The 24,661-nt window shown below is 71.5% G+C and carries 19 protein-coding genes; 13 read left to right on the plus strand and 6 right to left on the minus strand.

All coding sequences use genetic code 11. The features are described from left to right. Nucleotides 1–34 precede the first annotated feature (34 nt). From cmk to ACFS27_RS14990, 4 genes are all read left to right on the plus strand, one after another. Nucleotides 35–760, plus strand: coding sequence for a (d)CMP kinase (cmk, locus tag ACFS27_RS14975; RefSeq protein WP_377184346.1), 726 nt, complete (start codon nt 35–37; stop codon nt 758–760). 76 nt (nt 761–836) lie between these two features. Further along, nucleotides 837–2,378, plus strand: coding sequence for a ribosome biogenesis GTPase Der (gene der, locus ACFS27_RS14980; RefSeq protein WP_377184348.1), 1,542 nt, complete (start codon nt 837–839; stop codon nt 2,376–2,378). 130 nt (nt 2,379–2,508) lie between these two features. Further along, entirely contained in the window at nt 2,509–3,609 is a 1,101-nt protein-coding gene (lgt, locus tag ACFS27_RS14985) for a prolipoprotein diacylglyceryl transferase (protein ID WP_377184350.1), read from the plus strand. A 104-nt stretch (nt 3,610–3,713) separates the two neighbouring features. Beyond that, a complete protein-coding gene (locus ACFS27_RS14990) occupies nt 3,714–4,958 on the plus strand; it encodes an MFS transporter (RefSeq protein WP_377184352.1) in 1,245 nt (414 codons plus the stop codon). 70 nt (nt 4,959–5,028) lie between these two features. Here the strand turns inward: ACFS27_RS14990 and ACFS27_RS14995 are convergent, their stop codons facing one another. From ACFS27_RS14995 to ACFS27_RS15010, 4 genes are all read right to left on the minus strand, one after another. Beyond that, nucleotides 5,029–7,635: an ABC transporter permease gene (locus ACFS27_RS14995; RefSeq protein WP_377184354.1), complete on the minus strand. Its 2,607-nt coding sequence runs from the start codon at nt 7,633–7,635 to the stop codon at nt 5,029–5,031. After that, nucleotides 7,635–8,429, minus strand: coding sequence for an ABC transporter ATP-binding protein (locus ACFS27_RS15000; protein WP_377184356.1), 795 nt, complete (start codon nt 8,427–8,429; stop codon nt 7,635–7,637). The genes ACFS27_RS14995 and ACFS27_RS15000 overlap by 1 nt, the downstream gene beginning before the upstream one ends. A 107-nt stretch (nt 8,430–8,536) precedes the next feature. Beyond that, nucleotides 8,537–9,766, minus strand: a complete 1,230-nt coding sequence (locus ACFS27_RS15005; RefSeq protein ID WP_377184358.1) for a TerC family protein — start codon at nt 9,764–9,766, stop codon at nt 8,537–8,539. A 40-nt stretch (nt 9,767–9,806) separates the two neighbouring features. Further along, the gene (locus tag ACFS27_RS15010; RefSeq protein WP_377184360.1) at nt 9,807–10,994 is read right to left on the minus strand and encodes an ROK family protein; all 1,188 of its coding nucleotides are present in this window, start codon (nt 10,992–10,994) and stop codon (nt 9,807–9,809) included. Between the two features lie 137 nt (nt 10,995–11,131). On the opposite strand from ACFS27_RS15010, the gene ACFS27_RS15015 reads away from it, so the two are divergent. From ACFS27_RS15015 to ACFS27_RS15045, 7 genes are all read left to right on the plus strand, one after another. Further along, the gene (locus tag ACFS27_RS15015; RefSeq protein ID WP_377184362.1) at nt 11,132–12,640 is read left to right on the plus strand and encodes a sugar ABC transporter ATP-binding protein; all 1,509 of its coding nucleotides are present in this window, start codon (nt 11,132–11,134) and stop codon (nt 12,638–12,640) included. Then, nucleotides 12,637–13,692, plus strand: a complete 1,056-nt coding sequence (locus tag ACFS27_RS15020) for an ABC transporter permease (protein WP_377184364.1) — start codon at nt 12,637–12,639, stop codon at nt 13,690–13,692. The genes ACFS27_RS15015 and ACFS27_RS15020 overlap by 4 nt, the downstream gene beginning before the upstream one ends. Beyond that, nucleotides 13,689–14,690: an ABC transporter permease gene (locus ACFS27_RS15025; RefSeq protein WP_377184366.1), complete on the plus strand. Its 1,002-nt coding sequence runs from the start codon at nt 13,689–13,691 to the stop codon at nt 14,688–14,690. The genes ACFS27_RS15020 and ACFS27_RS15025 overlap by 4 nt, the downstream gene beginning before the upstream one ends. A 37-nt stretch (nt 14,691–14,727) precedes the next feature. After that, nucleotides 14,728–15,957, plus strand: coding sequence for a substrate-binding domain-containing protein (locus ACFS27_RS15030; RefSeq protein WP_377184368.1), 1,230 nt, complete (start codon nt 14,728–14,730; stop codon nt 15,955–15,957). Beyond that, nucleotides 15,958–16,848 carry a sugar phosphate isomerase/epimerase family protein gene (locus tag ACFS27_RS15035; protein WP_377184370.1) on the plus strand — a complete coding sequence of 297 codons (891 nt, stop codon included), beginning with the start codon at nt 15,958–15,960 and terminating at the stop codon, nt 16,846–16,848. A 129-nt stretch (nt 16,849–16,977) separates the two neighbouring features. Further along, nucleotides 16,978–21,327, plus strand: a complete 4,350-nt coding sequence (locus ACFS27_RS15040) for a ThuA domain-containing protein (protein ID WP_377184372.1) — start codon at nt 16,978–16,980, stop codon at nt 21,325–21,327. A 217-nt stretch (nt 21,328–21,544) separates the two neighbouring features. Continuing rightward, nucleotides 21,545–22,222 carry a hypothetical protein gene (locus tag ACFS27_RS15045; protein ID WP_377184375.1) on the plus strand — a complete coding sequence of 226 codons (678 nt, stop codon included), beginning with the start codon at nt 21,545–21,547 and terminating at the stop codon, nt 22,220–22,222. A gap of 47 nt (nt 22,223–22,269) precedes the next feature. On the opposite strand, the gene ACFS27_RS15050 is transcribed toward ACFS27_RS15045, so the two are convergent. Next, complete coding sequence (locus ACFS27_RS15050) at nt 22,270–23,259, minus strand: ArsR/SmtB family transcription factor (RefSeq protein ID WP_377184377.1); 990 nt, start codon at nt 23,257–23,259, stop codon at nt 22,270–22,272. Nucleotides 23,260–23,341: 82 nt separating this feature from the next. On the opposite strand from ACFS27_RS15050, the gene ACFS27_RS15055 reads away from it, so the two are divergent. Continuing rightward, nucleotides 23,342–23,692: a cupin domain-containing protein gene (locus tag ACFS27_RS15055; RefSeq protein WP_377184380.1), complete on the plus strand. Its 351-nt coding sequence runs from the start codon at nt 23,342–23,344 to the stop codon at nt 23,690–23,692. A gap of 75 nt (nt 23,693–23,767) precedes the next feature. Beyond that, complete coding sequence (locus tag ACFS27_RS15060; protein WP_377184382.1) at nt 23,768–24,142, plus strand: YciI family protein; 375 nt, start codon at nt 23,768–23,770, stop codon at nt 24,140–24,142. A 19-nt stretch (nt 24,143–24,161) separates the two neighbouring features. Here ACFS27_RS15060 and ACFS27_RS15065 read toward each other — a convergent pair whose 3' ends face one another. Continuing rightward, nucleotides 24,162–24,656 (minus strand): Lrp/AsnC family transcriptional regulator, encoded by a 495-nt coding sequence (locus tag ACFS27_RS15065; RefSeq protein ID WP_377184384.1) that lies wholly within the window; start codon nt 24,654–24,656, stop codon nt 24,162–24,164. Nucleotides 24,657–24,661 lie beyond the last annotated feature (5 nt).

Raw genomic sequence — 24,661 nt, forward strand, 5'->3', positions numbered from 1 at the left:
AATACCCAGCACTCAACGGAAAGCGAGCGGGACTGTGACCAGCCCTGTTGTTGTCGCGATTGACGGGCCGTCCGGCTCCGGCAAGTCGAGCGTGTCGAAGGCGGTCGCCGCCCGGCTCGGCCTGGCGTACCTGGACACGGGCGCCATGTACCGGGCGGCCACCGTGTGGAGCATGGAGACGGCCGACCTGTCCGACACCGTCTCCGTCGCCACGGCCGTACGCGCGATGCCGCTGGTCATGGGCCTCGACCCGGCCGCGCCCGGCGTCGAGCTGGACGGCAGGGACATCGCCGTGACGATCCGCTCGACCGAGGTCACCGCTGCCGTGTCGAAGGTGGCGTCCAACCTCGAGGTGCGGTCCGAGCTCAAGCGGCTCCAGCGCGAGATCATCGAGCAGGAGTCCAGCTCGGTGCGGGCGGTGCACTCGGGCGGGCGGGGGATCGTGGCGGAGGGCCGCGACATCACCACGGTCGTGGCGCCCGACGCCGACGTCCGCGTGCTGCTCACCGCGTCGGAGGAGGCGCGCCTGCGCCGCCGGTCGCTGGAGGTGCACGGCGCCGCCGACACGGAAGCCGTTGACGCCACGCGGGACCAGGTGCTGCGCAGGGACCAGGACGACGCGAAGGTGACGCAGTTCCACGTCGCCGCCGACGGTGTGGTGACCGTCGACTCGAGCGACCTGGACTTCGAGCAGACGATCGACGCCGTCCTCGCCGTCGTCACGCAGGTGACGGGGCGCGAGGTGGCGCCGTCCGCGTGACGCCCCCCGCAGGGAGCGACACAGGTCATACGGCCACGAGGCGGCCCGAGCGCGCCAGGCCTGCGACAATGGGGGCATGACCCACGACTCCTCTGCATCGGAGGCTGCTGCGCTGGACGCTGCGGCCCGAGATGATGCTGCCCTGGATGCTGCCGACCCGGTGGCACCCGACCTCGCCGAGACCGAGGACGACATCGCGCGCGAGCGTGCGCTGCGCGTCGGCCTCGAGGAGTTCGACCTCGACGAGTCGGACCAGGTGCTGCTCGACTCCGAGTGGAGCGACGAGCAGGCGGCGGCCGAGGCGGCGCTGCCCGTGCTGGCCGTCGTCGGGCGGCCGAACGTCGGCAAGTCGACCCTGGTCAACCGGATCCTCGGCCGTCGCGAGGCCGTCGTCGCCGACAAGCCCGGCGTGACGCGCGACCGTGTGTCGTACCCGGCCGAGTGGGCCGGCCGCCGGTTCACGCTCGTCGACACGGGCGGCTGGGAGGTCGACGTCGCCGGTATCGAGTCCAAGGTGGCCGAGCAGGCCGAGGTCGCGATCTCCCTCGCCGACGCCGTGGTGTTCGTGGTCGACGCCGCTGTGGGCGCCACCGCCACCGACGAGCGGGTCGTGGAGCTCCTGCGCCGCTCCGGCAAGCCGGTGGTGCTGTGCGCCAACAAGGTGGACGGCGCCTCGGGCGAGGCGGACGCCACGTTCCTGTGGGCCCTGGGCCTCGGGGAGCCGCACCCGGTCTCCGCCCTGCACGGTCGTGGCACCGGCGACCTGCTCGACGCGGCGGTCAAGGCGCTGCCCACCACGTCGGAGCACGGCGCGCTGCGGCCCGCCGGCCCGCGCCGGGTGGCGCTCGTCGGGCGGCCGAACGTCGGCAAGTCCTCACTGCTGAACAAGATCGCCGGCTCCGAGCGGGTGGTGGTCGACGAGGTCGCAGGCACCACGCGCGACCCGGTCGACGAGCTCATCGAGCTGCGCGGCATCCCGTACTGGTTCGTGGACACCGCAGGCATCCGCCGTCGGGTGCACCAGACCAAGGGGGCCGACTTCTACGCGTCGTTGCGCACCGCCGCCGCGATCGAGAAGGCGGAGATCGGCGTGGTCCTCGTGGACGCGTCGAACCCGCTGACCGAGCAGGACATCCGGGTGATCCAGCAGGTCGTGGACGCCGGGCGCGCACTCGTCATCGCGTACAACAAGTGGGACCTCATGGACGAGGACCGTCGCCCCTTCCTCGAGCGTGAGATCGAGAAGGAGCTGGTCCAGATCGCCTGGGCGCCGCGGGTCAACCTGTCGGCGCGCACCGGCTGGCACAGCGAGCGTCTGGTCCCCGCGATCGAGCGCTCGCTCGCGTCCTGGGACCGTCGTGTCCCCACCGGCAAGCTCAACGCGTTCCTCGGTGAGCTCGTGGCAGCGCACCCGCACCCGCTGCGCGGCGGCAAGCAGTCACGGATCCTGTTCGCGACGCAGGCCTCGACCCGGCCGCCGCGGTTCGTCATCTTCGCCACCGGGTTCATCGAGGCGGGCTACCGCCGGTTCATCGAGCGCCGTCTGCGCGAGACCTTCGGCTTCGAGGGCACGCCGATCGAGATCTCGGTGCGCGTGCGGGAGAAGCGCCGCCGCTGACAGCGGGATCTCAGCGTGTGGTCGGTAGAACGTCAGGTGATCGGTAGCCCGGGCTACCGATCACCTGACGTTCTACCGACCACTGCGGCCCGATGCCCACGGAGCCGCAAAATCGCGGTACCTTCGGGTCGTGCTTCCGGCCAGTATCCCCAGCCCTGACCCGGTGTGGTCCCAGTTCAGCCTGGGCCCGCTCACCATCCATACCTACGCCCTGTGTCTGCTGGCCGGCATCGCCGCCGCCGCCTACATCACGGATCGGCGGCTCCGCGCGCGCGGCGCAGCCCCCGGGCTCGCCCTCGACATCGCGATGTGGGCGGTGCCGATCGGCATCGTCGGCGCCCGGATCTACCACGTGCTCACCCACCTCGGTGACTTCACCGGACCCGGCGTCGACCCGTGGGCCTGGGTGCGGATCTGGGAGGGCGGCAACGCCCTGTTCGGGTCCCTGCTCGGCGGGGCGGTCGGAGTCTGGATCGGCTGCCGTCTGACCGGCCTGCGGTTCGGCTCGTTCGCTGACGCGCTCGCCCCCGGCCTGCTCGCTGCCCAGGCGATCGGGCGGCTCGGGAACTATGTGAACCAGGAGCTGTTCGGCCTGCCGACCACGCTGCCCTGGGGCCTGGAGATCCGGGCCGACGCGCCGATGTTCCCCGACTGGGCGGACCCCGGCACCCTGTTCCACCCGCTGTTCCTGTACGAGATGATCTGGAACCTGATCGGGATCGCCCTGCTGCTCGCCATCGAGCGGCGCGTGGTCCGCCGGAACGCGGCCATCCTGGCCGACGGCGGTACGCCAGGGGCCGGGCTGCGCTGGGGCCGCATGTTCGGTCTCTACCTGATCTGGTACGGGCTCGGCCGCAGCTGGCTCGAGGCCATCCGCATCGACCCGACGAGCGATGCGCCGCTGGGCGTCCCCGCGAACATCTGGACGTCGGGCGCCGCGATCGTGCTCGGCATCGTGATCGTCGTGGTGCAGGGGCGCCGGCACCCGGAGCCCGAGCCGTCCGTGTACCAGCCGGGGCGCGAGCCCGTGGACGAGGACGCCGAGGCCGCCGGTTCCGCCGAGGCCACGAGCGCCGAGGCGAAGAGCGCCGGCGCGGCCGAGACCGGGAGCGCCGCCGAAAAGGCTGACGCCGAGAAGGCTGACACCGAAAAGGCTGACACCGACGCCGCCGACACCGAGGATGCCGACGCCGAGAGCGTCGAGGCGAACGGCTCGGCCGACAGCAAGTAGCCGCCTCTCGACCAGCCGTACCCCCGGGGCTGTGACCGTGCCTGTGCGCACGGTCACAGCCCCACGGCTTGTTCCTCCGGACGCCGATTGCGGAGGATGAGGTCATGCCACATTCCCGTCCTGGGGACGCCTCTGCCTCGACCGGGCCAGCCAGGGGAGCGCGAACCTGGTGGCCGGTCGCCGCCGTCCTCCTGGCCGTGGCATGGGGCGGCAACGACTTCACGCCGTTGCTCATGCTGTACCGCGAGCAGGGCGACATGGGACCCGTCACGGTTGACGCACTGCTCGCCGTGTACGTGTTCGGCCTGGTGCCCGCCCTGCTGCTGGGCGGACCGCTGTCCGACCGGCTCGGCCGCCGCCCGCTGCTGCTGCCCGCAGCGCCCATCTCGGCAGTCGGCTCGCTCGTGCTCGCGCTCGACCCGGCCAGCCCCGTGGTGCTCGGGATCGGACGCCTGCTGTGCGGCGTCGCGCTCGGGCTGGCCATGGCCGTCGGCTCCACCTGGCTCACCGAGCTCAGCGCAGCCACCGGCGAGCGCTCCGCCGGACCTCGCCGAGGGTCGCTGGCGCTGACCGTGGGGTTCCTCGCGGGAGCGGGCGTGGCTGCCATGCTGGCCCAGTTCGCCCCGTGGCCCACGCTCCTCTCGTACGTGCTGCATGCGGCCGGCTCCCTGGTCGCTGGGCTGTTCCTGCTCCGCGTCCCGGAGACCCGGCCGAGCCTCCCGCGCGGCGAGCGAGGGCCGCTGCTCGACGACCTGCGCATCACCGCCGTCGGGCACCCCCGGTTCCTGCGCGTCGTGGTGCCGCTCGCGCCCTGGGTGTTCGGCTGCGCCGGATGCGCGTTCGTTGTGCTGCCCAGCCTGCTCACCGATCGCGTCGGCGGCCTGCCCATCGCCTTCGCGGGGGCGATGGCCATCCTCGCCCTCGGCTGCGGCATCGGCATCCAGGTCCTCGCCCGGCGGATCGACACGCCGTCGTCGGCCCGGGCGTCGGTGGTGGCTCTGGCCATCGTCGGCGCGGGGATGGCGCTCGCGGCCTGGGCGTCCGCTGTGGTGTCGCTGCCGGTGGGCGTGGTTGCGGCGGTGGTGCTGGGGACCGGCTACGGCCTGGCGCTCGTGGCCGGCCTGAGCGAGGTTGCCCGCATCGCGGGACCGGGGCAGCTCGCCGGGCTCACCGCGGTGTTCTACTCCCTGACCTACCTCGGGTTCTTCGTCCCGATGGTGCTCGCGTGGCTGCGTGACACCTGGTCGTACGGGGAGATGTTCGGCTTCGGCGCGGCTGCGGTCGCGCTGTGCCTGGTCATCGTCGCGGTCTCGTCGCGGCGCGCGCTCCCGGACGGGATGCGTCGGTAGTCCGGGCAGAGCAGCGGCGCCCGTGCACAGACCAGCTGTGCACGGGCGCCGCGTCAGCGACGGGTGGTCGTCACTCCACCCCGAGCGCCGCCACCGGCGAGGTGCGGGCAGCGGCCCGTGCCGGGAGCACCGAGGCAAGGAGCCCGGCGACGAGCGAGATGGCTACGACCACTCCGAGGTCCGTCCACGGGACGGCGTACCGCACGTCGCCCATGAGGGACAGTACGGTCGCGGCGCCGGCCCAGCCGAAGATCAGCCCGAGCACGATGCCGAGGAGCGCGCCCACACCGGCGATGAGCACGCCTTCGACGGCGAGCATGCCGCGCAGCTGTTCCTTGCTCAGGCCGATGGCCCGCAGGGTCGCCGACTCCTTGGTCCGCTCGATCACCGAGAGGGACAGCGTGTTGGTCACGCCGATCAGGGCGATCACCACGGCGACGGCGAGCAGGCCCACCACGATGCCGAGGATGACGTCCACGACCTGCCGGAACTGCGCGGCCTGGGCGGCCGGCCCCATGACGAACGCGTCGCCGTCCACCTGCGCGACGGCGTCCTGGACGTCGGCGAGCACGGTGGCCGGATCGGTGCCCGAGATGTGGGCCCAGACGTCGGTCCACGAGTCGTCCGTGATGCGGGCGAGGTCGGTGGTGGTGACGAACCGGTTGAGCGGGTCGGCGCTCGTGATGGCGACGGTCAGGTCGACCGAGCCCTCCGGACCCGTGAGGATGGCTTCGTCGCCCGCGCCGAGGGACAGCGAGTCGGCGGCCTCCTGGGTGAGCAGGATCGAACCCTCGGTGAGACGGTTCGCCTCCTCCGGCACGTTCACCACTGCGGCGAGGTCGGCGGGATCGGCGCCCACGATGCTCGTCTCGTCCGTGCCGTCGAGCGTCACCGACGCGTTGGTCACGAGGGCGGTGGCGGCGACGCCCTCCGAGCCGCCGACGGCGTCGCGCACGTCCGCGACGTAGTCAGGGGACGACGCCGAGACGCTCACGTCATAAGGGAACGTCTCGTCGAGCAGGGCGTCCGCCGAGATGCGGGCGCTGGCTGCGCCCGTGGACATCATGGTGACCAGCGTGACGCCGATGAGCAGGGCGGTGGAGGTCGCCGCGGTGCGGCGCGGGTTGCGCAGGGTGTTGGCGACCGCCAGGCGGGAGGCGGGCCCGGTGCGGGCGACGAGGGCGCCGAGGAAGGCCGCGACGCGGGGCAGCCAGAGCACCGCGCTCAGCACGATTCCGAAGAACGCGAGGGCGCCGCCTCCGACGGTGGCGACGAGGCCGAACTGCGGTGACCCTTGCATCCCGAGGACGACGCCGAGGCCCAGCAGCGCGAAGCCGCCGACGATGCACAGGAGCGAGATCACGAGGCGGGCACGGCCGGACCGGGCGCGCAGCGTGGGCGCGTCGGAGGGCCGGAGCGCGGCGAGCGGTGCGACGCGGGTGGCCGAGCGGGCGGGGGCGAGCGCGGCCAGGACCGTGACGCCGGTGCCGACGACGAGGGGCAGCACGATCGACTGCCAGGTCAGGGCGATCGTCGTGGGGAGCGGTACGCCGAGGTCGAAGGTCGGCGCCACCATCAGCGCGGCCTGTGCGAGCAGCGCGCCGATCAGGATGCCCGCCGCCGAGGCGACGAGGCCGAGGATCGCCGCTTCGAGCAGGACGCTGCGGTAGAGCTGGCCGGTGCCCGCGCCGATGCAGCGCAGCAGGGCCAGGGTCCGCGTCCGCTGGGCCACGAGCACCTGGAAGGTGTTGGTGATGACCATGGCCGCGATGAGCAGCGCGATGGCGGCGAAGGTCATCACGAACACGAGGAAGACGAGGTCCTGGCCACCGGTCTGCTCCGCGGTCTTCGCGGTCGCCACTGCCTCGGTGGTCTGGACGGAGACGCCGCCCTCGACCTCGCCGACGGCCGCCTGCACGGCGTCGTCCAGGGCGGCGGGGACGCTGCCGCCGCTCAGCGGCTCGTCGAGCGCGACGAGGAGCTCGCCGACCGGGTCGGAGTAGGGCTCGGCCGCGCTCCAGGACTGGAGCGTTGCCGCGGGAACCGCGGCGGCCCCGCCGAAGGCCGTGTACGCGCCGTAGGGGTCGACCGTGAGGCCGGACACGGTCAGGGTCTCCGTGACCTCCTTGGGCTCGCCGAGCTCGGCTGCCGGGTCCTCCGCCTGGCTCTCTTCCCAGCCGTCCGGGTACAGGGTGCGCTTGACCGACAGCTGGTCGCCCAGCCCGACCTCGAGCCGCTCGGCGAGCTTCGACGTCAGTGCTACCTCGTCGCCCGCGGCGGGCCAGGCGCCGTCGGTGAGCTCGAGCGGCGAGAGCCGCGGGTCCTCGGGGACCGGGGCGAACAGCTGGTAGCCGCCCTTGCCGCCGTTACGCAGGTCGCCGTACCAGGAGAGGGAGGGCTGGACGCTGTCGACACCGTCGACGGCGGTGACCGCGTCGACGGTGTCGTCAGAGAATCCGCCCTGTTCCGGGTCGTCGGCGGACACGACGACGTCGGCCTTCGCGTACTCCGCCGCGACCATGTCGTGGGTGGTGCCCTGGATGACACCGCCGGCGAGCAGCGTCACGGTGACGAAGGCCGTGCTGATCAGGATGGCGACGCCTGCGGCGGTGAGCCGCCCGACGCTCCGGCGCATCTGCGCGAGCGTGAGGCGTGCGGTGGGGAAGGAGCTGGACATCACGCACCCGTCCCGGGCGCGGTGGCGACGGAGGGCTCGAGGGTGCGGAGGGCGTCGAGGCCGGCCATGGCGGACTCGGGGGTGGGGTCGCTGATGTCGCCGGCGATGCGGCCGTCGGCGATCAGGACGGCGCGGTCGGCATACGCGGCGGCGGAGGGGTCGTGGGTGACCATGATGATGGTGCGGCCGAGCTCGCGGACGGAGCGGCGCAGGAAGGACAGGACCTCGGCCCCGGAGCGGGAGTCGAGGTTGCCGGTGGGTTCGTCGGCGAACACGACGTCGGGCTGGGCGATCAGGGCGCGGGCGATCGCGACGCGCTGCTGCTGTCCGCCGGAGAGCTCTCCGGGGCGGTGGGTCAGGCGGCCGCCGAGGCCGAGGGTCTCCACGAGGGTGTTCAGCCAGGCCTTGTCGACGGTGCCGCCGGCGAGCTCGACGGGCAGGGTGATGTTCTGCTCGGCCGTGAACATGGGCAGGAGGTTGAACTGCTGGAACACGAACCCGACGCGGTCGCGGCGGAGCCGGGTCAGGGCCTTGTCGTTCAGGCCGGTGATCTCCGTGGTCCCGAGGAAGGCTTGTCCGCTGGTGGCGGAGTCCAGGCCGGCCAGGAGGTGCATCAGGGTCGACTTGCCGGATCCGGAGGGGCCCATGATCGCGGTGAAGCGGCTCTGCTCGAAGTCGACGTCCACGCCGTCCAGGGCCTGCACGGTGGCCTCACCCTTGCCGTACGTCTTCGTCAGGGAACGAGCGCGCACAGCGGGTGCCGACGACCCTGGCGCGTAAACGGTGGTATCCATGTCGCAGACGTTACGGACGGCGGGTGCCGCACCGCGTCCTGCCCCGGGCTGGTTCTGCACCGCCGACGTCATACCCAGGTCGTAGGGGTGCCACGGACCTCGGCTCCTTACCGGCGCCGCACGATCTTCGGCTCGCCGATGGGTGCTGCCTCGCCCCTTGCCACGGCCTCGTCGTGGCTGGCAAGGGCGTCTTCGAGCAGGGTCATGAGCGTGGCCTCGTCCTGGACCATCTGCCGGTACTTCGGGCCCAGCGCGATGATCTGGTCACGCTCGCGGAGCAGGGCGCCGAAGATGCGCTCGCGCTCGGCGGCGTCGGCGGTGTACTCGCTGTCCAGGTAGCTGGTCGCGTGCCTGCGTGCGTTCGAGATCGCGTTCTGCGCCCGCCCGCGCTTGCTGAACAGCGAGGCGAGCGTCGTGATCACCAGGACGCCGAGAATCACCGTCAGCGACAGCCCTGTGCTGATCTCGACGACGGTCACCGGTTGGCCGTCGTTGATGAACGGGACGTTGTTCTCGTGCAGCGCGTGGAGGACCAGCTTCACCCCGATGAAGCCGAGGACGGTGGCCAGGCCGTAGGAGAGGTAGATCAGCCGGTCCAGGAGCCCGTCGATGAGGAAGTAGAGCTGCCGCAGCCCCAGCAGCGAGAAGGCGGTCGCGGTGAAGACCAGGAAGACGTTCTGGGTGAGCCCGAAGATCGCCGGGATCGAGTCGAGGGCGAACAGGATGTCGGTGCCGCCGATCGCGACCATCACGAGGAGCATCGGCGTCATGGTCCGCTTGCCGTCGACCACCGTGAACAGCTTGTCGCCGTCGTAGGTGTCGGTGGTGTGGAACACCTTGCGGGCCAGCCGCACGATCACGTTGTCGCCGGTGTGCGACTCCTCGCCCTCGGGCCGGAGCATGTTGCCGGCCGTCAGGAGCAGGATCAGCCCGAACAGGTAGAAGACCCAGGCGAACGAGTTGATCAGCGCGGCGCCGAGGAAGATGAACCCGGTCCTGGCGATCAGCGCGAACACGATGCCGAACAGCAGCACCTTCTGCTGGTCCTCCCGCGGCACCCGGAACGAGGACATGATGATCAGGAACACGAACAGGTTGTCCACCGAGAGCGCCTTCTCGGTGACGTAGCCGGCGAAGTACTCCGAACCCATCGTCGCGCCGCCGAAGACGAGGACGCCGAGCCCGAACGCGATCGCTATACCGACGTAGAGGCTCGACCAGATCGCTGCTTCCCGCAGCGTGGGGACGTGTGCCTTGCGGACGTGGAAGACGAAGTCGAAGACCAGGAGCCCTGCGATCCCAGCGATGGTGAGGGCCCAGACCCAAGTCGATACCATGCAGCCACCTTTCCCTCGGGACAGTATCGCGGAAGCGTCGTCAGCCGGCCAGCGCGTCGATCGCCGCGGGGGACAGCACGTGGTCGATGGCCATGGCGCTCGCACCGAGGACCCCCGCACCGGCCCGTGCACGGGACGCGACGATGCGCAGGTGCTGGGTCGCCAGCGGCAGGGACCTGCGGTAGACGGCCTCGCGGATGCCGGCGATGAGGTGCTCTCCTGCGTCGGCGACGACCCCGCCGATCACGATGACCGACGGATTGAGCATGCTCACGCACGAGGCCAGGACACCGCCGATGTCGCGGCCCGCCTGCCGCACGGCCTGGCTCGCCGCGACGCCCCGTGACCGGACCAGCTCGACGACACCGGCGCTGTCCGCGGCGTCGAGGCCCTGGGCGGAGAGCGCCGCCGCGACGGCCTGGCCGCTCGCCACCGCCTCAAGGCATCCGGTGTTGCCGCACCGGCAGGGCACGTGGTCGGCGCCGGGGACCGCCATGTGCCCGACGTCGCCGGCAGCGCCCTGAGCGCCGCGCCGCAGCGCGCCGTCGGCGATGATGCCGGCGCCGATGCCGGTGGAGACCTTGACGAGCAGCAGGTCCGAGACCTGCGACCACGCGGCCCGGTACTCACCGAGCGCCATGATGTTGACGTCGTTGTCGACCAGCACGGCGACCCCGAGCTCTGCGCCGAGGATGCCAGGGACGTCGACGTCGTCCCACCCCGGCATGATCGGCGGGTTGATGGGCCGGCCGGTCGAGTGCTCGACCGGACCGGGCAGCCCGATGCCGATGCCCGCGAGGTCGTGGACGTCGCGGCCCGCTGCCGCGAGCAGGTTGCGGCCCGCGCGCGCCACCCACGGGAGGACGACGTCGGGCCCTGCCGCGATCGACAGGGCCTCGTCGTGCGCAGCGAGCACGGTCGAGGCGAGGTCGGTGACCGCGAGCCGGGCGTGGTTGGCGCCGAGGTCGACGGCGAGGACCACCCGGGCGCCCGGGTGGAAGGCGAAGGTCGCCGGCCGCCGTCCGCCGGTGGAGCCCGCCGTCCCCGCCGGGGTGATCAGACCCGTGCTCATGAGTGCGTCGATCCTGGTGGCGATCGTCGACCGGGACTGGCCGGTGATGGCGATCAGGTCCGCGCGCGTGCGTGGCTTGCCGTCGCGCAGCAGCTGGAAGAAGTCGCCGGTGCCCAGTGACAGGGGCGGCGTCCTCGAGGGGCCGTCGGTGGGCATGGGCAGCAGCCTCCCGGGTGAATTTGCGGTCGCGTATCGGCAAAAGATAGCCCATATGCTCCACGAACCACAGAAGCCGCGTAAGTGACATGCAACTTTTGGTTGACATCAGCCAAAAGGTCCCTACATTGGTGGATATGCGAGCCGATGACGACGCGCACACTTCCTCACCCGACCCCGTCCTGCGCCTCCGTGGCGTCGGCAAGGAGTTCTTCGGCACCTCGGTGCTGCGAGACATCGACCTGACCCTGTACCCAGGACAGGTCCACGCCCTGGTGGGCGAGAACGGCGCTGGCAAGTCGACGCTGATGAAGATCGTCGCCGGGGTGCACCAGCCGGACACCGGCACCATCGAGCTCGACGGTTCCGTCGTCGCCTTCCCGACACCGCTCGATGCGCAGCGGGCCGGCGTCGCCACGGTCTTCCAGGAGTTCAACCTGCTGCCGGACCGGTCCGTCGCCGAGAACGTGTACCTGGGCCGCGAACCGCGCAGGCGCGGCCTCGTCGACCGGCGACGGCTGCACGCGGACACCACCCGCCTCCTCGACGACCTCGGCCTGACGGGCATCGAGTCCTGGACGCGCGTCGGATCCCTGTCCGTCGCGCAGCAGCAGGTCGTCGAGATCGTCAAGGCGGTCTCGTACGACGCCCGGATCATCTCCATGGACGAGCCGACGGCGGCGCTCGCCGACCAGGAGGTCGCGCTGCTCTACGAGCTGGTCCGCCGGCTGCGGGACCGGGGCGTCGCGATCCTGTACGTCTCCCACCGCCTCCAGGAGATCTACGACCTGGCCGACACCATCACCGTGCTCAAGGACGGGAACCACGTGCTGACAGCCCCCGCCGCCGACGTCGGCCCGGACCGGCTGGTGCGCACCATGGTCGGGCGCGACTTCGCCGGCTTCTTCCCCGACAAGGCCGCCGACGCCGTGCCCGGCGAGGTGCGGCTCGCCCTCGAAGGTTCCGGCAACACCATGGTGGACGGCATCGACCTCCAGGTGCGCGCCGGCGAGATCGTCGCCCTGGCCGGCCTGCAAGGGTCCGGCCGCACCGAGATCGCCCACGGCGTGTTCGGCATCGCGCCGTTCACCCGCGGCCGCATGACGGTCGACGGACAGCCGGCCCAGGTACGCACGCCGCGGCAGGGTGTCCGCCACCACCTCGCTCTGGTCACCGAGGACCGCAAGGCCGAGGGCCTGGCCCTCGGGCAGTCGGTCCTCGCGAACGCACGTCTCGTGCTCGACGCCGTGCTGCCCGGCTCCTCGGACCGCCGTTCACGCCGGATCACCGGCATCCTGTCGTCGCTCGAGGTCGTCGCGAGCTCCCAGGACGCCGAGGTCCAGTACCTCTCCGGCGGCAACCAGCAGAAGGTGGTCCTCGCGAAGTGGCTCGTCACCGAGCCGCGGGTCATCGTGCTGGACGAGCCGACGCGCGGCATCGACGTCGGCGCCAAGCGCGCCGTCTACGACCTCATGCGGACCCTGACCGCCGACGGGACCGCCGTGCTGCTCATCTCCTCCGAGCTGCCCGAGGTCGTCGCGATGGCCGACCGCATCCTCGTGGTGCGCGACGGCCGGATCGCAGGCGAGCTGCCGGGCGGCAGCGACGAAGCGGCCATCATGGCCCTGGCGACGGGGGCGGCATGACGACCAGCACCAGCAGCAGCGCCGGAACGAGCAGGACCGCAGGCACCCGACGCCGCTACCACCTCGGGTCCACCGAGATCGTCTACCTGGCGCTCGGAGGCATCCTGCTGGTCGCGGGCGTCCTCGTGGCCGTCCAGGGCGGCAACCTCTTCGCCCAGCAGAACATCAGCTACATGCTCACGCAGACGAGCCTGCTGGGCTTCGTCGCCGTCGGGCAGACGCTCGTCGTCCTGTGCCGCTCGCTCGACCTGTCGGTCGGGTACGTCGTCGCGCTGTGCTCGCTGATCGGCGCCACGACGATGGCAGGCGACCCCTCCCGCGTGTGGCTCGGCGTCGTGGCGGCGCTCGCGGTCGCTGCAGGCGTCGGGCTCGTGAACGGCCTGATCATCTCTGCGCTGCGGGTCAACGCGTTCATCGCGACCCTCGGCATGGGACTGATCGTCAAGGGCTTCCTCGACACGCGGTTCAAGGGGCCGGAGGGTGAGGTGCCCTTCGCGTTCCAGGCGTTCGGGTACACGCGCATCGGCCCAGTGCCCGTCTCGACGATCGTCATGCTGCTCGTGGCCGCTGCGGCCTTCGTGCTGCTCACCAGGACCCGGGCGGGTTACCACATGTTCGCCGTCGGGGGGAACCTCGACGTCGCGCGGCTCTCGGGCGTGCGCACCGGCAGGACCCTGGTGCTGGCCCACGTGCTGTGCTCCCTGTGCGCGGGCGTGGCGGGCCTCCTCATCGCCGCCCGGTTCGGCACGGGGAACGCGCTCGTCTACTCGTACGGCCTCGACCTCGACTCCATCGCGGCCGTGGTGCTGGGTGGCACCCTCCTGTTCGGCGGCCGCGGCTCGGTGGTCGGCACCGTCGGCGGCGTGGCGATCCTCGCCGTGCTCGACACCGCGTTCAACGTGCTCGACGTGAACCCGTTCTTCAAGGACGTGCTGCGCGGCGCGATCATCATCGCCGCCGTCGCCCTGTACGCACGACGGCAGATCGACCCGGCGAGCCGGCGCATCCGGTTCGGCACCAGAGCTGGTATCCGAGGAGGCGACGCCGCATGACCCTGACCGCAGACACCTCGCGAGGGACCGCACGGGGCACCGCGCGACAGTGGCGCGAGCGCCTGCTGTCCGGCGGCAGCTGGACGGTGCTGGCGCTGCTCGTCGTGGTCCTCGCCGTCATCGTCGTGATCAACCCCTCGTTCGCCGAGCCGGTCTCCCTCATGGCGTTCGCCAAGAAGGCGGCCCCGCTGGTGGTCCTCGCCGTGGGGCAGTACTTCGTGATCGTCTCGGGCGAGTTCGACCTGTCCGTCGGCTCTCTCGTCGGTGCCCAGGTGGTCATCGCGGCGCGGCTCATCGACGGCGAGGAGGCGCTGACCTGGCCCGTGCTGGGGCTGATGCTCGCCTTCGGCCTGCTGGTCGGGCTCGTCAACGGCCTGGTGACGACCCTGCTGCGGGTGCCGTCGTTCATCACGACGCTCGGCATGATGCTCGTGCTGTTCGGCGCGATCCGGCTGTGGACCGGCGGCGCGCCCACCGGCGCGCTGAGCGAGAGCTTCCGGGTCCTCGGCCGCAAGGGCTTCCCTGACGTCCCCGGGCAGTTCCAGGTGCCGTACGCGCTGCTGGTGGCGCTCGTCGTCGTCGGGCTGGCGGTGCTGCTGATGCGCCGCCCGTTCGGCCGGTCGCTCGTCGCCGCTGGCGACAACGCCCTTGCCACCACGTACAGCGGGGCCTCCGTGTGGTGGCTGCGTACACGGGCCTTCCTGCTCTCGTCGTTCCTCGCCACGGTGGCGGCGGTACTCATCGGCGGGTTCGCCGGCGTGACCGCCCAGGTGGGGCAGGGGCTCGAGTTCATGGCGATCACCGCGGTCGTGCTGGGCGGCGTCGCCCTCGGTGGCGGCCGCGGGACCGTCGTCGCCGCGATGGTCGGCGCGCTCGCCCTCGAAGCCCTCTTCACCCTGTTCAACCAGCTCGCCCTGCCGTCGACCATCCGGCCCGCCGTGCAGGGCGTGATCATCATCGTCGCCGTCGCCTACGCGGCGCGTCGACAACGCACCTGAGCTCGAACCCATCGAACGACAGCACTCATCAAAGGGGATGGACATGCGACCGATCCGAGCACTGCTGGCGGGCACGGCAGCGGCAGGACTGCTCCTGCTGACGGCCTGCACCACCGACGCGCCGACCGAGGAGCTGCCGGCCGCCGAGACGAGCGCGGCCGAGGAGGCGCCCGCCGAGTCCGGGGCCGAGAGCGAGTGGTTCGTCCAGGCGGACTACGACCGGGAGCTGGCCCAGCGCGACATCGAGCCAGAAGGCCCGGCCGACCAGCCATGGCTGCAGGCCATCGAGCCGGAGTTCGTGGACACCGCCGACCTCGCGAGCGACGGCGGCGACAAGACGCTGTGCTTCTCCAACGCCTCTGTCTCCAACCCGTGGCGCGTGACCGGCTGGATCACCATGCAGCAGCAGGTCGAGGTGCTCAAGGAGGAGGGCGTGATCGGCGAGTTCCGGGTCTCCGACGCCGCCGACGACGACAACAAGCAGATATCCGACATCCAGGCGTTCGTCGAGGCGGGTGACTGCGACGCGATCATCATCTCGCCGTCGACCACGGCGACGCTGACCCCGGCCGTCGAGGCGGCCTGCGAGAGCGGCAAGCCCGTCATCGTGTTCGACCGGGGCGTGAACACCGACTGCATGGTCACGTTCATCCACCCGATCGGCGGCTACGCCTACGGCGCGGTGGGCGCCGAGTTCCTCGTGGACAACCTGGAACCTGGCTCGACGGTCCTGGCACTGCGCATCCTGCCCGGCGTGGACGTGCTGGAGCACCGGTGGGCCGCGGCGGACAAGGTCTTCTCGGAGTCCGACATCGACGTCGTCGGGGTCGAGTTCACCGGCGGGGACGGCGCGAAGATCAAGGACCTCGTGACCCAGTACCTGCAGCGCGGCGAGGTCGACGGCATCTGGATGGACGCGGGCGACGGAGCCGTCGCAGCGGTCGAGGCGTTCGAGGACGCCGGCCAGCCGTACCCCGTCTTCGTGGGCGAGGACGAGATGAGCTTCATGCGCAAGTGGGACGAGACGGGGATGACGGCGATCGGCAACGTCTACTCGAACTTCCAGTGGCGCACGCCGATCCTTGCCGCGCAGAAGATCTGGGCCGGCGAGGAGGTGCCCTCCGAGTGGGTGCTGCCCCAGGAGCCGGTCGACGACGCCGACCTCGCCGCGTTCCTCGACGCCAACGCAGACATGCCGTCCCTGCACTACGCGAAGTTCGGCGGCGAGGACCTGCCCGGGTACCCCGAAGCCTGGACGGACCGCTGAATGACGGCACCCACGAAGAGCGGGACCACGTGGCCGGTCGGCGTCAACACCTGGGTGTGGACGTCGCCGCTCACCGACCGCTCGCTCGCCGAGATCGCGTCCCGCGTCGCGGGATGGGGGTTCGACGTCCTTGAGCTGCCCGTCGAGCACCTCGGCGACTGGGACCCGGGCCGTGCGGCACAGGTCCTCGCCGACAACGGCCTCGCTGCGAGCGTGTCCCTCGTGATGGGCGAGGGCCGCGAGCTGGTCGCCGCCGACGCCGGAACCGTGCGTGCGACGCAGGACTACCTGCGGGCGGTGGTCGACGCGGCGCACACGGTCGGCGCCCGGGTGGTCGGTGGTCCTGCGTACGCGTCGGTCGGGCGCACGTGGCGCACGACGCCGCAGGAGCGGGCCGACGCGTACGCCGAGCTCGCCGAGCACCTCGCGCCCGTCGTCGAGCACGCGATCGCAGCGGGCGTCGTCGTCGGCCTCGAACCGCTCAACCGCTACGAGACGAGCCTGATCAACACGGTGGACCAGGCGCTCGACGTCGTCAGACGCCTGCCCGCCGAGGGGATCGGGCTGATGCTCGACGTCTACCACATGAACATCGAGGAGCGGGACCTGCCCGCCACGGTGGTGCGCGCTGGGGCGCGCATCGCCGCCGTGCAGGTCTGCGGGAACGACCGCGGGGCACCCGGCGCGGACGGCATCGACTGGCCGGGGCTGCTCGCCGGGCTCGAGCGAGCCGGCTACGACGGCCCGCTCGTCATCGAGTCGTTCACCGCGGAGAACGCCACGATCGCCACCGCCGCCTCGATCTGGCGGCCGCTGGCCGCGAGCCAGGACGCCCTCGCGACCGAGGGCCTCGACCACCTGAGAGGACTGATGCCACCGAACAAGGTCTGAGGAGCACGCGCCTGAGTCTGAGGATGCGCAGCGCGCTCGGCGCCGGCACGCCGGGCTGGTCAACGAAACACGCTCCGCCGGGGGTACCCCCGGCGGGTCCGCACGTCGATCTGCCCAGGAGGCAACACGATGACCGCACCACGACGTCCCCGCTGGGGGAGATCCATAGCGGCTCTCGCCGTCGGAGCACTGGCGCTCACGCTCGCGTCCGTCCCGGCGGCCACGGCCGCAGACGGGCCGCAAGCCGGCGCCGAGGGGGAGCAGGCGGCGGCCCTGGAGGAGGGCCGGGTCCTCATCTTCACCGCCACCACCCAGTACCGGCACGCCGAGGCGATCACGCAGGGCACGCCAGTGCTCGAGGCGGCGTTCGCCGAGGCAGGCATCGAGTCCGACCACACGGAGGACCCGACGGTCTTCAACGACGCGGACCTGGCGCAGTACGACGCGCTGGTCATGTTCCAGGCGTCGGGCGACCCGTGGAACGCCGAGCAGAAGGCCGCGATGGAGCGGTACCAGCAGGCGGGCGGTGGCATCGTCGCCATCCACAACGCGACGGACATGCGCGGCAGCTACGCCTGGTGGGACGAGATGATCGGGTCGCTGATGCCGGGGCACGCCGCCACCGGTTCGAGCCCGGGCCTGCCCGGCACGGTCCGCGTCGAGGACCGGAAGCACCCCTCGACGGAGCACCTGCCGCAGCGCTGGGACCGGGCGGACGAGTGGTACAACTTCTCGACCAACGTGCGCGGCGACGCGCACGTGCTGGCGACGATGGACGAGTCGACCTACGACCCGGGCAGCAACGCCATGGGCTACGACCACCCGATCTCGTGGTGCAAGTACTACGACGGCGGCCGCGCGTGGATGACCGGCATGGGCCACTTCGGCGCGCACTACACCGACGAGCCGGAGCTGGTGCAGCACATCGTCGGCGGCGTGCAGTGGGCAGCGGGGCTGGCCGAGGGTGACTGCGGCGGCACCGACTGGGGCCAGTTCGAGAAGGTCTCGCTGGACACCAACACGAGCGCGCCGTTCGGGATCGACGTGGCGCCGGACGGCCGCGTCTTCTTCACCGAGCTGGTCCGCGGGCAGATCCGGGTCTTCGACCCGGAGACGCAGACCACGTCCACCGCGGTGACGCTCCCGGTCTACTCCGGCGGTGAGGACGGCCTGCTGGGCGTAGCGCTCGACGAGAACTTCGCCGAGAACGGGTACCTCTACCAGTACTGGTCACCCGCGAGCGAGGACGACACCGACCCGGCGAGCTTCACGAACCGGCTCTCGCGCTTCACGGTGACGCAGGACGGCCCGGGGACGACGACGATCGACCCGGAGTCCGAGAAGGTGCTGCTCGAGGTCCCCGCCCGGCGCCTGCCGGACGAGCCGGGGCACACGGGCGGCGGCGTGATCGTCGACCACGCGACCGGTGACCTGTACCTCGGCGTCGGCGACGACGTGAACCCCCACTCGGAACCGTCGGGCGGGTACGCGCCGATCTCCGAGCGGGACGGCACCTTCCACGACGCGCGGGAGACGTCGGCCAACACCAACGACCTGCGCGGCAAGGTCCTGCGGATCCACCCGGAGGACGACGGGACGTACTCGATCCCTGACGGCAACCTGTTCCCGGAGTCCGAGGACACCGCGGACAAGACGCTGCCCGAGATCTACGCGATGGGCTTCCGCAACCCGTTCCGGTTCGCCATCGACCCGGCGACGGGCAACCTCGGCGTCGCCGACTACTCGCCCGACAACGGCAGCGACAACCTGGCCCAGCGTGGCCCTGCGGGCATCGCGGAGTGGAACCTCATCAAGGAGCCGGGCTTCTTCGGCTGGCCGCTGTGCATGGGGAACAACGAGCCGTTCCGCGACGTCGACTACCGCACCAGCCCGGTGACGGTCGGCGAGTTCTTCGACTGCGACGCACCGGTCAACGACTCGGTGCGGAACACCGGACTGACCGAGCTGCCTGCGGCTCAGCCGGCGGACATGTGGTACGGCTACCAGCGGTCCTCCGTGCCCGGCGCCATCAACCAGGGTGGCGGGCTCGCGCCGATGGGTGGCCCGTTCTACGACTTCGACCCGGAGCTCGACTCGGACACCAAGTTCCCCGAGTACTTCGAGGGCAAGGCGTTCTTCTACGAGTGGTCGCGGAACCAGGTGTTCACGATCGAGCCGAAGGATCCCGAGGCGGCGCCGGGTGAGACCGACGTCGAGAAGGTCAACCGGTTCCTGCCCGACGAGGACTTCCTCGCGCCGATCGACGCGAAGTTCGGGCCGGACGGCGCCATGTACGTGCTCGACTGGGGCGGCGGCTTCGGCCGGGACAACCCCGACTCGGGCCTGCACCGGGTGGACTACGTGACGGGCTCGCGCTCGCCCGAGTCGCTGCCGAAGGCGTCGCCGGACTCCGGGACCGCGCCGCTGGAGGTGGAGTTCGACGGGACGGGCAGCACCGACCCGGAGGGCGAGAACCTCGAGTATGCGTGGGACTTCGACGGGGACGGGACCACCGACTCGACCGACCCGACGGCATCGCACACGTACACGGCGGACGGCGTCTACGACGCACGGCTGACCGTCACGGACCCAGCAGGCAAGGACGGGACCGCCACGGTGCCGATCACCGTCGGCAACACCCGGCCGGAGGTCGACTTCGGGCTGCCGCCGACGGGCTCGTTCTTCGAGTTCGGCGACACCATCTCGTGGGACGTCTCCGTGACCGACGCGGAGGACTCGCCCGACGGTTCCGCCATCGACGACGAAAGAGTCGTCATCCAGCCGGCCCTCGGGCACGACGCGCACGCGCACCCGTCCGAGCCGCTCCACGGCCGCACGGGCTCCGTCGCGACCGAGCTCGGCGGCGGGCACGGGGAGGGCACCAACGTCTTCTACGTGCTCGACGCACGGTACGAGGACGACGGCGGCGCCGGCGACATCCCGTCGCTCACAGGCTCGGACACGACCCTCGTGTTCCCCAAGGAGCGGCAGGCCGAGTTCCACACGGAGCAGGAGGGGACCAGGACGGCGCCGAGCCGTGACGCCGAGGGCGGCGGTGACGTCGTCGCAGGCTCCGACGGCGCATGGGCGTCCTACGACCCCGTGAACCTCACGGGGATCGACGCCCTGACGCTGCGGGTGGCCTCGGCCGCCGCCGGCACCATCGAGCTGCGGAAGGGAGCCCCGGACGGCGACCTGCTCGGGACCGCGGAGATCGAGGGCGGCGGGGTCAGCGACTTCGCCGACGTGCGGGTCGACGTCGACGACCCGGGGGAGAGCTTCGCGCTCTACGTCGTCTTCCCCGGGCCGGGTGAGCGCCTGCTCAACTTCGTGGAGGCGAACGGCAAGGGCGTCAGCGACACCACGCGGCCCGAGGTGGCGATAACGGAGCCCGAGGCAGGAGCCGAGCTCGAGCACGGCCAGATCGAGGTCACGGCCGACGCCACCGACGCGGAGAACACCGTCAGCCAGGTGGAGTTCTTCGTCGACGGGACGTCGATCGGCGTCGACGACACCGCGCCGTACGCGGCGTCCTGGGACGTCACCGCCGACGGCTACTACGACCTGACGGCGGTCGCGACCAACGACCGCGGTCTGCCGACGACGTCCCGGGTGGTGGTCGCGCAGGTCGGCGACATGTTCGGCGGGATGCAGACCTTCAGCAACGCGGACGGCGAGTTCGAGCAGCTGTCCTCCGGGGCCTACGTCATCGAGTCGGGTGGCGCCAACATGTGGCAGGGCACCGACCAGTACTCGACGATCTACCGCGAGGGCTCCGACCGGCACTGGTCGGCCACCGTGAAGATCAACAGCCAGGGGAATTCCAACGGGTCCGCCAAGGCGGGGATCATCGTCCGCAACGACGTGACCCAGCCGGGCACGTCACCGGGCTACGCGGCGCTCGGCCTCCGGCCGAGCGGCGGGTTCGAGTGGCTGCGGGGCAACGACGCAGGCCAGCTCGTGACGTCGACGGGCGGCGGTTCGACGGCGTACCCGGCCTGGGTGCGGCTCGTGCGCGACGGTGACCTGTACTCGGCGTACTGGAGCTCGGACGGCGAGACGTTCACCCAGATCGGGGAGCCGGAGGAGCTGGCAGGCGCGGCCGACCTGCAGGACGTCGGGCTGTTCGTCACCGCGCACAGCACGACGAACCGCAGCGCGGTGGAGTTCCAGGACTTCACGTTCGACGACCAGCCGGACCCGCCACGGGTCGAGGTGGCGGCAGACAGCCGGTGCACCGGTCCGCAGGGGCGCGTGACGGTGAGCGCGACCAACGCGGGCGCCGACCCGGCCCGGTTCGAGCTCAGCACCGCGCACGGGAGCAAGACCTTCAAGGAGGTGCTGCCAGGGGAGACGGTCTTCCAGCAGTTCCGGTCGGGCGCCGTTGCGCTCGACGCGGGGGCCGCAACGGTGACCGCGACCAACGGGCCGCACGAGGTGGTCGTCGAGGACGACTACGACGCCGTGAGCTGCGGGTAGTCGCCGTGGCTGACCGGACCGACCGACCGGATGGCCTGTCCGGCCTGACGGCCTGACCGAGAGGAGCAAGGGCGTGCCGAAGACGAGGAGCAGGCCGCGGAACCCACCGCGGAGCGGACCGAGCGCCGCGGCACGTCCATCGAACCGGGGCGGTGCCGGCCGCCCCGGACCTCGGCCGCCGGCGCCCACGCGGCGCCGGTGGCTGAGGTGGGGCGCCGTGGCGGCGGCCGTGCTGGTGGCCGCCACGGCCCTGACCCTGCTGGTGGTGCAGCCGTGGGAAACGGCGGAGCCCTCGCCCGGCGGGATCGAGGTAGATCCCGCCCGGGTGGCAGAGCTGGAGGCCGCGGAGGCCGCCCGAGACGGCGAGAACCTGACCGCGGCGGCGGAGCTCGCCACCTCGGCGCAGGAGCGGCTGCTGCCCGTGATGGACGGGCTGTACGAGGCGTTGCCGACGGGGGACGAGTCGGGCGACGCCTCGGCAGCGGATGCGTCGGCAGGCGGGCCGGAGGGGAACGGGAAGCCCCCGACGGCGGCCGAGCTGGGCGAGTGGCGAGGCGTCGTACAGGAGGTCAGCGCAGAGATCGAGGCGCTGCCGTCCGGATCGTCCGAGCACAACATCGTGCGCAACGGCCTCCTGCTCTCCACGCGGCTGCTGGGAGACACGCTCGACGTCGTCGAGCTGGCCGGCGCGGGCGGCGGGTCGGGGGAGTCCGAGCGGCTCTCCGCCGTCGCCGGCGACCTGCGTACTCGGGCCGTCGATGCCTGGGCCGTCGCCGCGGTCCAGCTCGACCTCCAGTACATCGCGGCGGAGCGTGGCCACCTGCATGCTTTCCTGCCGCTGCACTCCGGCATGTCGGCGGAGGGCGAGGCGGAGCTGCCGCACGGGGACCACTGAGGGTCACGTGCTGAACCGCGCTCAGCAGCGTTCACCACCCACGTCGGCTACCGGACGCCCGCCAGCGCCTCGCCCAGGGGCGTGCGGGTGTGCAGGACGCGCACGCCCGTGCGGCGGCTGTCGATCAGGCCTGCGTCGCGGAGCACGGTGAGGTGGTGGGACGCGGTGGACACGGCGAGGTCGGTCAGCCTGGCGCACTCGGAGGTCGACAGCGGCTGCTGGAGCTCGAGGACGAGGTGGGCGCGGGCCGCCCCGAGCAGGGCGGTGAGCGCGGCGAGCGCGTCGGCCCCGTCGCGGTGCCAGGTCTCGGACACCCCGTGCGCCGGGTAGAAGATGGTGGGTTGCGCGGGGCGCTCGGTGAGCACGGCGCAGCCGCGGGTGGCCATCATGACCGACGGGACGAGCACCAGGCCGGTGCCACCGCAGTCGACCACCTCCTCGTGCTTGCGCATCTGCACGCGGACCACCTCGTCGGCCCAGGTCACCGTGGAGTGCAGGGTGCCGGCCATCTCGGCGAGACCGGCGTCGCTGCTCCGCCGCGCGCGGACCGCCACGTCGGCGCGGAGCAGGCGCAGCATCTGCGGCCAGACGGGCGCGAGCAGGGCGTCCCACACCTCTTGCCATGCCTGGGCGATCATCGTCCTTGCGCGGTCCGGCGCCGCGATCAGGTCGCGGATCTCCTGCTGCCTGGCTCCGGTCGAGCGGAGCACCATCTTCTCCAGGTCGAACCGGAGCCGTTCGGCGGGGACCTGGCGGAGCCGTTCGGCCTCCTCCTCCGGGGTCATGTCGCCCGACGGCGTGGCGGTGAGGAAGTCGGGCAGGTATCCGTCCACGCCGCAGATCACGGCCAGCAGCCGGAACGCCTCGCCGGACGGCCTGCCGTCCAGGTCGCGGAACCACCCCCAGTGCAACGGTGCGCTCTGCGGACGCAGGACGGTGCGCACCGCGTGCACCAGCTCGTGCCCGGGGGAGATGCCGAATCGCACCGCCGAGATGTCGCTGGAACCGAGCCGGAACTCCACGAACTTTCGATCCACGTCGAAAGCGTAGTCAGTGGTGCCGTGACGGGCGGAGAGTGGGGCCATCAGAACGCACTCCCCGCTGAGAGGAACCCCCGTCATGACCAGTTCCACAGCGATCCCCGCCGACAGCATCCGCATCGGTGACAGCCGCACCCTCCGGTTCGAGGGCGCGTCCTACGGGTCCAACGTCTCGTTCTTCCTCGTCGCCAACGACCCCGGGCAGGGCCCGAGCCTCCACCGGCACCCCTACGACGAGACCTGGTCGGTGCTGGAGGGCGAGGCGACCATCGTCGTCGGCGAGGCGACCTTCGTCGCGAGGACCGGTGACACCGCCGTCGCGCCCGCCGACACCTGGCACCGCTTCACCAACACCGGCACCGGGACGTTGCGGATGGTCTGCATCCACGCCTCGCCGGTGATGATCCAGGAGTTCGCTCCCGAGGCGTGACGGCGGCGGCCTGTGTTGCCCGCCGTCCACCACGCGACGAGAATCCAGCCCAACCATCAGAAGGGAAGCAGTCCCATGACCCAGTACTTCCTGACCATGCCGCACGATGCGGCAGAGGAACCGACGATGGAGTCGATGAAGGAGATGGACCCGGCGGAGCTGGAGGCGGTCTTCGCTGCCGTCGGCGCCTTCAACACCGCCCTGACCGAGTCGGGGTCCTTCGTCACCGCGGGCGGGCTGCACCCGCCGTCGACCGCGATCACCGTCGATGCCACCGGACCTGAGCCGAAGCGCGTTCCGGGTCCGTTCGTTGACGCGCCGGAGTATGTCGGCGGGTTCTGGATCATCGACGTCGCCGACGAGGAGACCGCGCTCGGCTGGGCCGAGCGGTGCTCCGCGGCCCTGCGGTCGCGGATCGAGGTGCGGGCCCTGCAGGAGAAGCCCGAGTAGCCGGCCGCGCAGCGCGGGTTCAGCCGTCTTCGTCGGGGGGCGGGGCGGTGGTCGTCTGCCCGGCGGGGATCGGCTCCTCGAACACGAGGAGCGTGTGCGTGTTCACGATTCCCTTCATGCCCTGGATCTGGTCCAGGATCAGGTGCCGCAGGTCGGCGTTGTCCCGCGCGCGGACGAGCAGGACGAGGTCGAACTCCCCGCCGACCAGCCCGATGTGGTCGACGCCGCGCAGGGTGCGGAGCTCCTCGCGGACCGAACGCCACTCCGCCTGCTCCAGGTTGACCGTGACGTAGGCCGACGTGCCCAGCCCGGCCAGCACCGGATCGATGTCCGCGCGGTACCCGCGGATGACGCCCGTCGACTCGAGGCGGCGCACGCGCGCGTAGGCGTTGGCGCGCGAGATGTGCAGCTTCTCGGACAGCGTTCGCATGGACATGCGGCCGTCCTGACGTAGCTCGTCGACGATGCGCTGGTCGACGTCGTCGAGGCCCGCTACCACTTGTCTCGCCGCCACGCCCT

The organism is Promicromonospora vindobonensis, from assembly GCF_042685865.1.
Classification (GTDB): Bacteria; Actinomycetota; Actinomycetes; order Actinomycetales; family Cellulomonadaceae; genus Promicromonospora; species Promicromonospora vindobonensis.